18 protein-coding genes are annotated in these 13526 nt (G+C 67.6%); 11 read left to right on the top strand and 7 right to left on the bottom strand.

Annotated elements, in window-relative coordinates:
* The first annotated feature begins 246 nt into the window (after positions 1-246).
* A complete protein-coding gene (gene mepA / locus AB7O82_RS31400) occupies positions 247-1074 on the top strand; it encodes a penicillin-insensitive murein endopeptidase (protein ID WP_428550566.1) in 828 nt (275 codons plus the stop codon).
* A 47-nt stretch (positions 1075-1121) separates the two neighbouring features.
* Here the strand turns inward: mepA and AB7O82_RS31395 are convergent, their stop codons facing one another.
* From AB7O82_RS31395 to AB7O82_RS31380, 4 genes are all read right to left on the bottom strand, one after another.
* Positions 1122-1829: a hypothetical protein gene (locus AB7O82_RS31395; RefSeq protein ID WP_428550564.1), complete on the bottom strand. Its 708-nt coding sequence runs from the start codon at positions 1827-1829 to the stop codon at positions 1122-1124.
* A gap of 162 nt (positions 1830-1991) precedes the next feature.
* Complete coding sequence (locus tag AB7O82_RS31390) at positions 1992-2786, bottom strand: ABC transporter permease (RefSeq protein ID WP_428621083.1); 795 nt, start codon at positions 2784-2786, stop codon at positions 1992-1994.
* Positions 2786-3607, bottom strand: a complete 822-nt coding sequence (locus AB7O82_RS31385; protein ID WP_428621081.1) for an ABC transporter ATP-binding protein — start codon at positions 3605-3607, stop codon at positions 2786-2788. Before AB7O82_RS31385 ends, AB7O82_RS31390 begins: the two co-directional genes overlap by 1 nt.
* Before the next feature lie 186 nt (positions 3608-3793).
* Positions 3794-5011 (bottom strand): pyridoxal phosphate-dependent aminotransferase, encoded by a 1218-nt coding sequence (locus AB7O82_RS31380; RefSeq protein ID WP_428550560.1) that lies wholly within the window; start codon positions 5009-5011, stop codon positions 3794-3796.
* 124 nt (positions 5012-5135) lie between these two features.
* On the opposite strand from AB7O82_RS31380, the gene bamE reads away from it, so the two are divergent.
* The 5 genes from bamE to AB7O82_RS31355 all read left to right on the top strand — a co-directional run bounded on the left by bamE (position 5136) and on the right by AB7O82_RS31355 (position 7889).
* On the top strand, positions 5136-5438 hold the full coding sequence (bamE, locus tag AB7O82_RS31375) for an outer membrane protein assembly factor BamE domain-containing protein (protein ID WP_428550557.1): 303 nt from the start codon (positions 5136-5138) through the stop codon (positions 5436-5438).
* 59 nt (positions 5439-5497) lie between these two features.
* Entirely contained in the window at positions 5498-6448 is a 951-nt protein-coding gene (locus AB7O82_RS31370; RefSeq protein WP_428550554.1) for a hypothetical protein, read from the top strand.
* Positions 6445-7026: a chromate transporter gene (locus AB7O82_RS31365; RefSeq protein WP_428550552.1), complete on the top strand. Its 582-nt coding sequence runs from the start codon at positions 6445-6447 to the stop codon at positions 7024-7026. Before AB7O82_RS31370 ends, AB7O82_RS31365 begins: the two co-directional genes overlap by 4 nt.
* On the top strand, positions 7023-7559 hold the full coding sequence (locus AB7O82_RS31360; RefSeq protein WP_428550550.1) for a chromate transporter: 537 nt from the start codon (positions 7023-7025) through the stop codon (positions 7557-7559). The genes AB7O82_RS31365 and AB7O82_RS31360 overlap by 4 nt, the downstream gene beginning before the upstream one ends.
* A 153-nt stretch (positions 7560-7712) precedes the next feature.
* Positions 7713-7889 carry a hypothetical protein gene (locus AB7O82_RS31355; RefSeq protein WP_428550548.1) on the top strand — a complete coding sequence of 59 codons (177 nt, stop codon included), beginning with the start codon at positions 7713-7715 and terminating at the stop codon, positions 7887-7889.
* On the opposite strand, the gene AB7O82_RS31350 is transcribed toward AB7O82_RS31355, so the two are convergent.
* Positions 7886-8458, bottom strand: a complete 573-nt coding sequence (locus AB7O82_RS31350) for a hypothetical protein (protein WP_428550545.1) — start codon at positions 8456-8458, stop codon at positions 7886-7888. The genes AB7O82_RS31355 and AB7O82_RS31350 overlap by 4 nt on opposite strands.
* A gap of 173 nt (positions 8459-8631) precedes the next feature.
* Between AB7O82_RS31350 and AB7O82_RS31345 the strand changes: the two genes are divergently transcribed.
* The 4 genes from AB7O82_RS31345 (at position 8632) to AB7O82_RS31330 (ending at position 12080) form a co-directional block, all read left to right on the top strand.
* Entirely contained in the window at positions 8632-9204 is a 573-nt protein-coding gene (locus AB7O82_RS31345; protein ID WP_428550542.1) for an NnrU family protein, read from the top strand.
* Between the two features lie 123 nt (positions 9205-9327).
* Positions 9328-9657: a hypothetical protein gene (locus tag AB7O82_RS31340; RefSeq protein ID WP_428550539.1), complete on the top strand. Its 330-nt coding sequence runs from the start codon at positions 9328-9330 to the stop codon at positions 9655-9657.
* A gap of 124 nt (positions 9658-9781) precedes the next feature.
* Positions 9782-11398, top strand: coding sequence for a benzoylformate decarboxylase (gene mdlC, locus AB7O82_RS31335; protein WP_428550537.1), 1617 nt, complete (start codon positions 9782-9784; stop codon positions 11396-11398).
* A gap of 37 nt (positions 11399-11435) precedes the next feature.
* Positions 11436-12080, top strand: a complete 645-nt coding sequence (locus AB7O82_RS31330) for an isochorismatase family protein (RefSeq protein WP_428550534.1) — start codon at positions 11436-11438, stop codon at positions 12078-12080.
* A 10-nt stretch (positions 12081-12090) separates the two neighbouring features.
* Here the strand turns inward: AB7O82_RS31330 and AB7O82_RS31325 are convergent, their stop codons facing one another.
* Entirely contained in the window at positions 12091-12549 is a 459-nt protein-coding gene (locus AB7O82_RS31325) for a YbaK/EbsC family protein (RefSeq protein ID WP_428550531.1), read from the bottom strand.
* Positions 12550-12630: 81 nt separating this feature from the next.
* Between AB7O82_RS31325 and AB7O82_RS31320 the strand changes: the two genes are divergently transcribed.
* Positions 12631-12996 (top strand): MliC family protein, encoded by a 366-nt coding sequence (locus tag AB7O82_RS31320; RefSeq protein WP_428550529.1) that lies wholly within the window; start codon positions 12631-12633, stop codon positions 12994-12996.
* Between the two features lie 20 nt (positions 12997-13016).
* On the opposite strand, the gene AB7O82_RS31315 is transcribed toward AB7O82_RS31320, so the two are convergent.
* Positions 13017-13370, bottom strand: a complete 354-nt coding sequence (locus AB7O82_RS31315) for a hypothetical protein (RefSeq protein WP_428550526.1) — start codon at positions 13368-13370, stop codon at positions 13017-13019.
* Between the last annotated feature and the right edge of the window lie 156 nt (positions 13371-13526).

The raw sequence follows: 13526 nt of genomic DNA, 5'->3' as shown, positions 1-13526 counted from the left end.
CCCCCTCATGCCTTTCCGGACTGCAATCGTCCTGTCTGCTTGGACTTATGAGCGGGCGGGACGCCCGCGGTCCGGAAGACAATGATTTGCCGCTGGCGTCCGCCCGCGAAATTCATGCGGACCGCGGGCGTCCCGCCCCCTCATGCCCTTCCGGACTGCAATCGTCCTGTCTGCTTGGACTTATGAGCGGGCGGGACGCCCGCGGTCCGGAAGACAACGATCTGCTGCTGGCGTATTCTACAAGGGATGGGACGCCTCCTCGCCCTGGTCGTCGTCCTCCTCGCCACCTTCACGGCGTCGGCGCAGGAGTGGGGCCGGGTCACCGCGCCCACGCCCGGTCCGCCGCGATCGATCGGCTTCTACACGGCGGGCTGCCTGCAGGGTGCGCAGGCCCTGCCGCTCGACGGGCCGGGCTACGAGGCGATCCGCGTCAGCCGCAATCGCTACTGGGGGCAGCCAGTCACCATCGACTACATCACGACGCTGTCGGAGAAGGTGCGGGCTGCGGGCCAGGCACCGCTCTACATCGGCGACATCGGCCAGCCGCGCGGTGGTCCGGCGCCGTCGGGTCATGCCAGCCATCAGACCGGGCTCGACGCCGACATCTGGTTCGAACGACAGCCCGGGCCGCGGCTCGCGCCGGCAGAGCGCGAGAAGCCGCGCCTGCGCTCCCTGGTGCGGGCGGACGATGGCGGCATCGACGACAGCGTGTTCACGCAGCAGCATGTCACCCTGCTGCAGCTGGCCGCCGGGATGCCGCAGCTCGACCGCATCTTCGTGAACAAGTGGATCAAGCAGCGGCTCTGCCAGACCGTCACCGGCAGTCGCGCCTGGCTGCGCAAGCTGGTCGTCTGGGTCGGCCACGACGAGCATTTCCATGTCCGGCTCTACTGCCCGCCGGGCAACCCGCAATGCCAGCCGCAGGCCGGCTACTACGAGGACGATGGCTGCGGCGAGCAGCTCGACCTCTGGTTCACCCGGCCGCCAGTGACGCTGCCTCCGCCGGGCACGCCGCAGCAGCCGTACCGACCCAAGCTGCCCGCCGCCTGCGCGGCCCTGCTGAAGGCTCCCTAGCCCGGATTTCTCAGAGGTACCACTTTGAGAAAATCGGGCTGGCGGCCTCAGACATTGATATCGACGGTCACCGGCACGTGGTCGCTGAGGCCGGCGCCGCACCAGGCCTCGAAAGTACCGATGCTGAAGTGGCGCACCTTCGCGACCCATGGGGTCGGCAGGAAGACGTAGTCGATGTGATAGGTCGGCCCGTCCCTGGTGCGGTCGCGCCAGTACAGGGTCGGCTCGCTCTCGGCACCATGCGCCTCGCCGCGCAGCGCGTGATAGGCGCTGGTCAGCCCGAACCGTTCCTCGAGAAGCCTGACCTGGGTCGCGTGGTTGTTGCGCCAGCCCGGCTTGTCCCAGATGACGTTGTTGTTGAAGTCTCCGGCGATCACCGCCGGTCGCTCGCCGAGGAAGGACCGGTAGCGCGTCATGGCGCGGCGCAGCGGCCCCAGCTGATGCTTGCGCGGCGTGCCGGCACTCGCGTTCTGTGCCCATACCGCCAGGAGATTGCACGCAGCCGGGCCGTCGACATGCACCGGCGCGATATAGCGCAGCGACGGATGGTAGGACTCGGCAAGCCGCACCGCGTAGCCGTTGAAGGCGAACACCGCGAGGCCCTTGTGCGGATTGCGGCCGACCCAGACCGGCTCGCCCTGCATCCAGGACGATCTGGAACGCTCGCGCAGGCGCTGTGGTTCGGCGCATTCACCGATGATGGCGATATCGGGTGCCAGGCCGAGAAGCGTGTCGACCTTGCGGTCGAGTGCCATGTTGCAGTTCCAGGCAACGATTCTCATGCGCCGGAGTTTAGCGCGACGTTCGGCCGTTGCTTGCGAAAACGAGGTAACGCTGACCCCAGCTCACCGGAGTTCGTTGAATTCTGCGATCCGTCTCCTGCCCGATTACGGCGATCCGTGCGCCTCTGCCGTCCGCTACTCCCCCTGCCCCAGCAGGGTGCCGGCGCGCCGCGACAGGCGGAAGAACCACTGGAAGACCTGGAAGCCGACGACGAGGTAGACCACGGAAAGCCCGAAGGCGAAGCCCAGCAGATCCCAATGCACGATCTGCTCGGCCATGATGGCGCGCATGCCCTCGAAGACGTAGGCGGTCGGCAGGGCGTGTGCGATCACCTGCAGCCACTGCGGCAGGATGGAGATCGGGTAGTAGACGCCGCTCACCGGCATCAGGATGAACACCGCCGCCCAGGCGAAGCTCTCGGCGCTCTGGCCGACCCGCATCACCAGCCCGGACATGGCGAGCCCGATCGACCAGGAGAACATCTGCAGGATGGCGAAGAAGGCGATCAGCGGCAGGCCGAGCGAGTAGATCGAGTAGCCGAAGAACGCCCAGGCCATCAGCGAGACCGGGACCAGTCCCAGCAGGGTGCGCAGCAGGGCTGCGACGATGATGCCGGTCGCCATCTCCCAGGAGCGGATCGGGCTCACGAACAGGTGGCCGAGATTACGCGACCAGATCTCCTCCAGGAAGGCGATCGACAGCGAGAGGTTGCCGCGCACCACGACCTCCCACAAGAGCAGGCCCGACAGCAGCACGCCCGCCGCCTGGGCCACGAACGAGGCCTGCGGCAGCAGGTACTGGGTCATGAAGCCCCACATCACCATCTGCACGGCCGGCCAGTAGATCGAATCGATCAGCCGCATCACCGAGCTGCGCCAGATGTGGATGTGGCGCATGACCAGGGCCCAGATCCGTTCGGCCGAGCCCATCACGACACGGTCTCCTTCTTGCCGAGCGAGTCGAGCCCGCGGCCGCGGCCGCGCGCCATGTCGAGGAACACCTCCTCCATGTCCTCGCGGCCGAACCTTTCGATCAGCTCGCGCGGGCTGCCGCGCTCGAACACGCGGCCGGCCTGCAGCAGGATGACGTCGTCGCACAGCCGCTCGACCTCGCCCATGTTGTGCGAGGCGAGCAGGATCGTGGCGCCAGTCTCGTGCTGATAGGTCTCGAGATAGCCACGCACCCAGTCGGCGGTGTCGGGGTCGAGCGAGGCCGTGGGCTCGTCGAGCAGCAGCACGTCCGGCTTGTTGATCAGCGCCTTGGCCAGCGCCACCCGGGTCTTCTGGCCGGCCGACAGCTTGCCCGCCTGGCGGTCGAGGAACGGCGCCACCTGCATGTGCTCGGCGATCTCGGCGATCCGCCGCGCCAAGTTCCGCACGCCGTAGAGCCGGCCGTAGAACAGCAGATTCTGGCGCACCGTGAGGCGGTGCGGCAGGTCGACATAGGGCGAGGAGAAATTCATGCGCGGCAGGGCGCCGTAGCGATGCCGGCGCACGTCGACGCCCAGCACGGTGATCTCGCCCGCCGTCGGCTCGAGCAGGCCGAGCAGCATGGCGATGGTCGTGGTCTTGCCCGCGCCATTGCCGCCCAGCAGCCCCACCACCGAGCCGCGCGAGGCCGAGAAGGTCAGCTCGTCGACCGCGACGATCTCGCCGTACTCCTTGCGCAGATGCCGGACATCGATGGAGAGGTTCGTGGACACGCTATTTCCATCCTCCTCCCCGGCTTTGCCGGGGAGGTGTCGCGTCATACGCGACGGAGGGGTCATGCTTCATTTTTGGACCGCGGGCGTCTCGCCCGCTCACGGCGCGGCTCGGCGAAGCCGAACGCGCCTCATCGAACTCATGAGCGGGCGAGACGCCCGCGGTCCAAGACCATGACCCCTCCGTCGCCGAAGACGGCGACACCTCCCCAGCTGCGCTGGGGAGGAAACACATTACAGCGCCTTGATCGCCGCTTCGATGCGGTCGAGGCCCTTGCTCAGACGGTCGGCGCCGGCGGCGAAGCAGAGGCGGACGTTGCCCTCGCCTCCCGGACCGAACGCCTCGCCGGGCGCCAGGCCGACCTTGTAGTCCTTGGCCAGCGACAGGCAGAACTTCATCGTGTCGCTCACACCCTCGATCGAGAAGAAGGCATAGAAGGCAGCCTCGGGCCGCGCGATGGTGACACGGGGCTGCGCCGAGAGGCGCTGGAACACCAGCTCGTTGCCGGCGCGGCAGCGCTCCAGCATCTCGGCGATGAAGGCGTCGCCCTTCTCGAGCGCGGCAATCGCGCCGCGTTGCAGGAAGTGCGGCACGCCCGACGTGTTGATCTGCACCAGCTTGGCGAACTGGTCCCCGAGGCTCGCCGGATGGGTGATCCAGCCGACCCGCCAGCCGGTCATCGCCCACGGCTTGGAAAACGAGTTGAGCACCAGCAGCGGATCGTCCGGCCGCGCCTGCTCGAGGAAGGACGGCGCCACCGGGCGGGTGTAGATCAGGCGGGCATAGACCTCGTCGGCCATGACCCACAAGCCGCGCCGGCGAGCGAAGTCGAGCACGGCGCGCTGCTCTTCCGAGGTCATCGTCCAGCCCGTCGGATTGCCCGGCGAGTTGACGAAGATCGCCCGTGTCCGTTCGTCGACGGTGTCGAACAGCTTGTCCAGGTCGAGCGTCCAGCGGCCGTCCGGCGCGCGATCGAGCGGGACGTAGCGCGGCTCCGCCCGCACCAATTTGGCGGCCGAGGTGATGTTCGGCCAGATCGGCGAGACGATCACGATGTTGTCACCGGGGTCGAGCAGGAGCTGGCAGCACAGCAGGATCGCCTGCATGCCGCCCGTGGTGACGGTGATGCGGTCGGCCGGACAATCGATGCCGTACAGCCGCTGCGTGTAGGCGGAGAGCGCCGCGCGCAGCTCCGGGATGCCGCGCTGCCAGGTGTAGAAGGTCTCGCCCGCCTCCAGCCCTTTCGCCGCCGCGTCGCGCACGAAGTCCGGCGTAACGAGGTCACCCTCGCCGAACCACAGCGGCACGATGTCGGGTTGACCGAACACCGACGACGCTACTTCCGAGATCGGTGTCTCGGAAAGGCCGGCGGCGATCGGCCCGCTCAGCGAGGCCGCGAGGCCCGGCGGCTGGAAACGCGTATGATCTTGCATGGAGTCGAGGTAGCGCATCGGCCAGACTTCCGCCAGTCGCCGGCCTGCCCGACAATTGTTCGGGGCAACCCGACATTTTTTGGTGGCCCGGGCCAGCCCGACGTGATGCCGGCCCCGTTGATTGCCAGCCAGGAGTCGTCCGATGAAACGCCTCTCTCTCGCCCTCCTCCTCGTCCCGGCGGGGACGGGTCTCGTTGCCGGCTGTGCCGCGCCGGCCAGGTCGCTCGACCAGATCCGGCCCGGCATGAGCCGCCAGGAGGTCCAGTCGATGATCGGCCAGCCTCAGACCATCGCCCATTCGCCCGGCAAGGAGTGCGCCTACTACACGCTGCTCAAGGATTTCTGGAGCCGCGTGCCGTGGTCGGTATCGGACCGCTACTACGTCTGCTACGATGACGGCCGGGTCGAGGCCTTCGGCAAGGTCGACGGCCCATCGCCGGATTGACGCGTCGCCGGAGTGACACGGAAGTCGCCGCACGATACCGTGCAGCTCGGGGAGCATGGATGGCTGTCGGCGACAAGGCAACGACACTGCAAGGCTGGCTGGCGGAGCGCTATCCCGGCACCTACGCAGACGGCAAGCGGCGCGACGAGCTGTGCTACCTGCAGTGCAAGCTCATCCTCAAACCCGACCGGATCACCACCGCGCGCGTCTTCAAGGAGTTCGCCCACCTGGTGCGGCGCGCCGCCGAGGCGACCGGCGTCGACTACCATGACGAGCCCAAATCGGGGCAGCGGCCCGAGGTCCGCGAGGTGCTGTTTCTCGATACCGGCGGGTTCCACCTCTACAACAACGGCTACATCGTCCGCCGCCGCATCGCCTACGAGGACGGCTTCCCGATCGGCGATCCGGAGATCGTCTTCAAGTTCCGCTCACCCGGGATGAAGGTGGCGCAGGAACTCGACGTCCGGCCGAGCATCGACGGCAAGTACAAGATCAAGTTCAAGCTCGAGGTCGTACCCCTGCGCGACCGCATCGACGGCATGCGCCGGCTGGTTTCGCACAATGTCGAGTTTGGATTGAGCCAGGCGCCGCAGGCCGAGCGCATCGTCATGGCCTCGCTCGGCCACATGTCGCTGCACGAGCTGGCGACGATCTTCCCGCCGCTGGCGGCCATCCCGTGCGAAGGCTCGGACGACGTGTCGCTGGTCAACCAGACCATCGTGGAGGAGCTGATGCAGGACATCTGCCTGCTCGATTTCGGCCACCGGACGGCGGCGACGGCCAATCTCTCCCTGTGGCGCTCACGCGGCGACCATCATTCCTTCGTCGGAGAATTCGCCTTCCAGCTGCGCTTCGACGGCCCGGACGGCATCGGTCACAAGCCGCTGCACGCCTGCGAGCGCTTCTTCCTCGAGCTGCAGCAGGTCTGTGCCGACTGGCTGGCGCTCACCACCACCAAGACCGGCGCGGTGTATCGCCTGAAAGGCAACCCGCCGCAGGCCCACGAATGAGCGACAGCACTCGCGCCCCCACTCCCTTCGCGCCGCCGGCCGTCTCGCTGGCCAGGCTGTTCTGGGTGTTCCTCGTGATGGGCGCCACCAGCCTGGGCGGCGGGGTCGTCGGCTACCTGCGGACCGGCCTGGTTGCGCGCAACCAGTGGCTCGACGACGTCACCTTCGTCGAGCTTCTCTCCATCAGCCAGACCCTGCCGGGGCTCAACGCCACCAACATGTCGATCCTGGTCGGCGACCGCCTGCGCGGCGGCTGGGGCGCCCTCGTCGCGACCCTGGGCATGTGCCTGCCCGGCGCCACTCTGATGATCGGCGCGGTCTACGCCTACGGGATCGGCGGCGACGATCCGTGGTCCAAGGCTTTCCTGCACGGCATCGCCGCCGGGGCGGTCGGCCTGGTCGTCGTGGTGATGGTCCAGCTCGGCGCCAAGGTTCTGAAGTCCCTGGTCGACTACGCGTTCGTGCTGGCGACGGCGACGGCCGTCGCGGGCTTCGGCGTGCAGGTTCCCTACGCCCTGATCGTGGCCGGCATCGTCGCCATCTGGTGGCACCGGCCGCGCGATCGGACCTTCAAGTGAAACAGCTCGGCGACATCGCGGGCGTGTTCGCCTTCCTATCGCTGCTGACGGTGGGCGGCGGCATGGCGGCCTTTCCCGAGCTCAAGACGCTCACCGTCGATGTCCATCACTGGGTGACCTTTCCCGAGCTGCTGCACTTCTACAGCCTCGGGCAGCTGGCGCCCGGCCCCAACATGATGATGGTGGCCTCGATCGGCACCGTGGTCGCCGGCCTGCCGGGCGCCGCCGTGGCCCTGGTCGCCTTCTTCCTGCCGACCGGCCTGCTCACCTGGGGTGTCGGCCGCCTTTGGACGCACATGCAGACCTGGCGCTGGCGTCCGGCGATCCAGACCGGGCTGGGCTCGGTATCGGTCGGACTGGTGCTGGCGGGCGCCATCATCATGGCGCGGGGCGCGGTGGTCGACGCCCTTCACGCGGCCATCGCCGCCGTGGTGTTCCTGCTGCTCCTGAAGACCACGATCAACCCGGCCTATCCGATCGTGGCCTCCGGCGTGGTCGGTGTCCTCGCCTACTGGCTGGACGGAATCGGCTAGCGCTCGGCTGTGTTCCACTTCGGATCCGATCCGCCGCCCTGCCCGGCACGACGCCCGGGGCACGCCGATCGCCACCACCCATCCGCCCGACAGTTGCCCGCCGTCGTTGTCCCGTCAGCTGCCGGTCCAATTCTTCACGGGGCCATCGCCGCCATGGTGTTCCTGCTGCTCGTGAAGACCGGGATCAACCCGCCCATCCGATCGTGGCCTCCCGGCCTGGTCGGCATCCTCGCCTTCCAGACAGGCGGGATCCCGGCTCATGGCGGCGCTGGCACCGTGTCTCCTTGCGTGATCGGCATCGTCGCCAACCGGACAGGCGGGATCGGCTAGCGCTCGGCGATGTTCTTCTTCGGATCCGATCCGCCGCCCGACTGGCACGACGCCCGGGGCACGCCGATCGCCACGACCCGGCCGTCGGCGCGGGCAAGGCAGCCCGCTTTCCAGTCGCCCGCAAAGGTGTCGCCGTCGAGCTTGAACACGCCACGGCCGTTGGGCACGTCGTCGGCATAGGCGCCGTCGTAGCGCACGCCTTCGTTCCAGACATACTGGCCCTCGCCAGTCCGCTTGCCGTTGCCGTAGGTTCCGACGAAGCGATCGATCGGCCGGCCGTGCTCGTACCACTGCGCCGTGCCCCGCCCCTCGGGAAGACCGGCCCGGCAAGCCCCCGACCACTCAGCCTTGTCCTCGGGCGCGGGATGCCAGTCCCACATGCGGCAGCCCGCCTCGGTGTCGAGCAGCCACGTGCCCGACTCGCACGGTTCGTTCCAGCTGATCTGAACGGAATCGGGCTCACCCGGTGGACAGTCCTGACGGACCGACGAGGAAGGTAGCACCTGGGCAAGTGCCATACCGCCTGCCAGCAGGAACGCCGAAGTCAGAGAGACGCCAAGAACACGCATCCATGTCCCCACTCCCCGCATGTGGCGATATGGGGTCAACGCGATATTAGCACAATTGGCCAAACCGATTTGGATATTAATAGGGGCCAGTTATGAAATTGAGTCGGGTATCTCGCGAGGTGTGTATCTTGCGCCACACTGAGCGCGTGGTGGCGAGTGTGGTAGGCTGATTAATGGCCATCCTGATCCTCGGTCTGGTGCTGTTCATCGGCATCCATACCCTCACCACCCTGCGCCCGACGCGGGCAGCGATCATCGGGCGTATCGGCGAAGGGCCCTACAAGGGCCTGTACTCGGTGGTGGCGCTGGCCGGCCTGCTGCTGATGATCTGGGGCTTCAGCCGCTACCGCGGCGCCGGCTACGTCCAAGTCTGGAACCCGCCTTGGGCGCTGTTTCATCCCATCTCCCTTGTCCTGCTGTGGTTTGCCCTCGTGGCCCTGGTCGCAGCCTATGCGCCACCGAGCCGGATCAAGTCGATCCTCCGCCATCCCATGCTGGTCGCCGTCAAGGCGTGGGCGCTGTCCCACCTGCTGGTCAACGGCGACCTCGGCTCGATGCTGCTGTTCGGCGGGCTGCTCGCCTGGGCGATCTACGACCGCGTCGCCGTGAAGCGCCGCGGCGATGCCGGCGCGCCCGCGGTCGCAGGTTTTGGCCGCAACGACGTCATCGTCGTGGCGATCGGCACGGTCGCCTACTTCGCCCTTCTGTGGGTGCACGGGTCGCTGATCGGCGTCGCGGCGGCGTAGATGTCGATTGCAGCACGGTTGATGCGGCGGGACAGATCGGCGCAGGCAGCTGACACAAAGCGGCCCCATTGGTGCTCAGGATCACGGGCGTCCGCAAAGGACGTTTGTACAAGGAGTACTCAAATGATGAATCGTCCCCTCCTCGCCTCCCTGCTGATCATTGCCTCGGCCGGCGCCGCCAGCGCCCAGGAAGCTTGGCCGCGCTCCCCCTATGGCGGAAACTCGACGCAGCGCCAGTCGGCGCAGAGCGACAACCTCGGCCCGCGCAGCGAGCCGACCGTCACGGTCGCCACGGCGGTCGCCCGCACGCAGATCGAGAAGAGCGGCTACACTGGCGTGCGGGGCGTCAGCCGCGCGGCCGACGGCACCTGGCACGCCGTGGCCCGCAACGGCCAGAATGCGCCGGTGTCGGTCGTGCTCGACAACCAGGGCAACGTGACCGAGGCGCGCTAGGCCGCTATCGACACGGACACGCACGATCGGGCCCGCCCCGTCCCTTGACGGGGCGGGCCTTCTTGTTGCCGCTATCCGCCGCCGGGCTGTAAAAACCTTGATTGGCCCGGCAACCGGAGTTGTCATGCGCACCGTCAAGGACGTGACCTATGGGCTGCTGCGGCAGCTCGGCCTGACAACCATCGTCGGCAATCCCGGATCGACCGAGGAGACCTTCCTCAAGAACTTCCCCAACGATTTCCGCTACGTGCTGGCGCTCCAGGAAGCGAGCGTGGTCGGCATCGCCGACGGACTGTCCCAGGGCCTGCGCAAGCCGGTGATCGTCAACATCCATACCGGGGCCGGGCTGGGCAATGCCATGGGCTGCCTCCTGACTGCCTACCAGAACAAGACGCCCCTGATCGTCACGGCCGGCCAGCAGACCCGAGACATGGTGCTGCTCGAGCCGCTGCTGACCAATGTCGACGCCATCGACTTGCCGCGTCCCTGGGTGAAATGGAGCTACGAGCCGGCGCGCGCCCAGGACGTGCCCGGCGCCTTCATGCGTGCCGTCGCCGCAGCACTGCAGCCGCCCGCCGGCCCTGTGTTCCTGTCGCTGCCGCTCGACGACTGGGACAAGGAAATGCCCGACTCGATGCTGGAAGGCACGGCACCGCGGACCGTTGCCACCCGCGTCGGTCCAGATCCCGAGCGCCTGGCGGCGTTCGCCCACCGCATCAACGCCAGCTTGCGCCCGGTCCTGGTTTACGGCTCCGACATCGCCCGCAGCCAAGCCTGGGAGGCGGGCATTGCGCTCGCCGAGCGTCTCGGAGCGCCGGTGTGGACCGCACCCTTCGCCGAACGCACGCCCTTCCCCGAGACCCACCCCCTGCATGCCGGCACCCTGCCGGCCGGCATCGGCCCGCTGGGCGAGAAGCTGGCGGGACACGATCTGGTCGTCGTCGTCGGCGCGCCGGTCTTTCGCTACTACCCGTTCGTTGCCGGCCGCTATCTGCCGGCCGGCATGGCCCTGCTGCACGTCACCGACGATCCGGGCCTGTCGGCCAAGGCGCCGGTCGGCGACAGCCTGCTGAGCGACAGCCGCCTGTTCCTGGAGGCGGCGCTGCCGCTGCTCCGGGCCCGCTCGCCGGCAGCAATTGCACCCTTGCGGCCGGCGCCGCTGTCGGCCGACCTCGGTACCCTGCCGCTGTCGGCAGCCGCGGGCATGACCGCCGTGCGGCGGGCCTGTCCCGCCGACTTCGTGCTGGTCGAGGAATCGCCCTCCAACGTGCCCGAGATGCAGGACATCTTCCGCATCGACCGGCCCGACAGCTTCTACACCTTCGCCTCGGGCGGCCTGGGCTGGGGCATGCCGGCCGCCGTCGGACTGGCCCTGGCGGAGCGCGACAGCGGCCGCAACCGGCCGGTCGTCGTGCTGATGGGCGACGGCTCGTTCCAGTACTCCGTGCAGAGCCTGTACAGCGCGGTCCGGCAGCAGGTTAAGGTGGTCTATGTCGTGTTCCAGAACCACGAGTACGCCATCCTGAAATCCTTCGCCGAGCTCGAGCGGACACCCCACGTGCCCGGCCTCGACTTACCCGGCATCGACATCGTCTCGCTGGCCAGGGGCTACGGCGCGCCCGCGGCGCTGGCGCCGACCGCGGACGAGGTCAGCGCTGCCGTCGGCGATGCCCTGAAGCGTCCCGGAGCCAGCGTGGTGGTGGTGCCGATCACGCGGCGTTTCCACTCCTTGCTCGGCTGACCCGAAAAGGCGACGGTTGCCGGCCAGGGGGAATGACATGACCGACGATGACTACACGCGGCGCAGCTATGGCGAGATCTCGGTCGGCACCGGCGAGAAGCCTGGCATCGTCGTGGTCGATTTCCAGCTCGGCTTTACCGATCCGCAGTACCCGCTGGGCGGGGCGCCCCTGGTCCTGCGGGCCGTCGAGAACACGGCCAGGCTCCTCGAGGTCGCCCGCCGGGTCGGTGTTCCGGTCGCGGTATGCAACACCGCCTACATGAACGAGCGTGAGATGCCGTACTGGAAGATCACGGCGGTCAAGCAGACTTTCCTGCACGACCATCCCAGCACGGCGCTCGACCCGCGCATCTACGAGCCGTCCTACGATCTCAAGGTGACCAAGAAAGGTCCGTCCATCTTCTTCGAGACCGGCGTCGCCAACTACTTCATGAAGGAGCGGGTCGACACCATGATCGTGACGGGCTGCAACACGTCGGGCTGCATCCGCGGCACGGCGCTCGACAGCTTCAGCCACCGCTTCCGCACCCTGGTGCCGGAGGATTGCGTCGGCGACATCGAGGAAGGCCCGCATCGCGACAACCTGCGCGACATCGGCCGGCGCTACGTCGATGTCACCGACCTGGCGTTCTGCGTCGACTACCTGGAGCGCTGGGGCGGGCGCAACAGCGCCCACCTTTGAGATAGTCGGGCTAGCCGCAAACGTCGACCCACTCCGCCCCGACCAGTTCGGCCAGGCGGGCGGGGCTGATGCGCAGCGCGCTGCTGATGGAGCCTGCCGCCGGATAGACGTCGTCGAAGGCCTTGAGCGAGATGTCGCAATAGATCGGCAATGGCCCGGCGAGGCCGAACGGACAGACACCACCCACCGGATGGCCCGTGATCGCCGTCACTTCGTCGGCGGTCAGCATGCGCGGCTTGCCACCGAGCACCGCCTTGGCCTTCTTGTTGTCCAGCCGGGCTTCGCCGCCGGTGACCAGCAGCATGTTGCGGTCCTTGATCCGCAGCGACAGGGTCTTGGCGATCTGAGCCGGCGCGACGCCCAGCCCCGCCGCCGCCAGCGCCACGGTGGCGGTGCTGCCGTCGAGCTCGACGATCGAGATGTCGGGGGCATGCAGGGCAAGGAAGGCGCGAACGGACTCGAGGCTCATGAACGCAGGTCTCGTAGGCTTGATGTCGACGGTCTGACTTCATAGCAATGCATGGGCTCGTGTCCACTGCAGGAGGTCTTCATGGTGCGCACGACAATCGGCAGTGCGGTGCTGCCAATTCTGTTCATCGGCGCGGCGTCGGCGCAGACGGCCACGCCGGTCAGCACCGTGCAGTACGCCTGCGCGCAAGGGCGAAGCCTGTCGGCCGAGTACTTCACCGGCCCCACCCGCACTGCCCCCAGTGGCGCACCGATTCCCGGCGGCCATGTCATCCTGACCCTGGCCGACGGCAAGAAGCTCACCTTGCCGCAAACGCTGTCGGGCTCGGGTATCCGCTATGCCAACGCCGACGGGTCGTTCGTCTTCTGGAGCAAGGGCGACACGGCCTTCGTCGAGGAAGGCGCCAACCGGACGGTTACCTATGCGGACTGCGTCGGCAGGAGGTAGGCGATCGGCCGTGCCGGGATTTAGAGCTGGAAGAACCAGAATCCGGCAAAGCCGCCCACGGTCAGGACCATGCCGAGATACTTGAAGAAGCGCGCCGAACGGGCCTCCAGCAGTCGCTGCCCGCGCAATGCCGCCCGCTCTGCCCGGGACATCTCGGCCCGCGTCTTGACCTGATGAGCGAGGAAGCCGGGCGACACGCCGGCGCCGACCGTACCGTCCTGCTCGAGATCGACACGCGTGCTGACGAACCAGATCATGAGGCCGATCACGCCGACGCCGAAGAAGCTCGTGTAGGCCACGATCATGAAGGCCACGACCGAGGCGAACAGCCAGCAGCCGAGAGCGATCGCATTGAGGATGGTTCGGCCGGACATCGCACGCAGTCTACAGCCGCCGGGGCGCATTTCTCCTCCCCAGCTTCGCTGCTACGGAGTGGACACATCTCTGAGTTCCCATCCAGTAGCGATTGCGAGGAAGTAGTCGAGGCCACGCTTAAAGGTAATCGGTCCCGGTGGTCTGGAGGAAGGGTA

Source organism: Reyranella sp. (assembly GCF_050185545.1).
Taxonomy (GTDB): domain Bacteria; phylum Pseudomonadota; class Alphaproteobacteria; order Reyranellales; family Reyranellaceae; genus Reyranella.
This window is presented reverse-complemented; position numbering and strand designations above follow the sequence as displayed.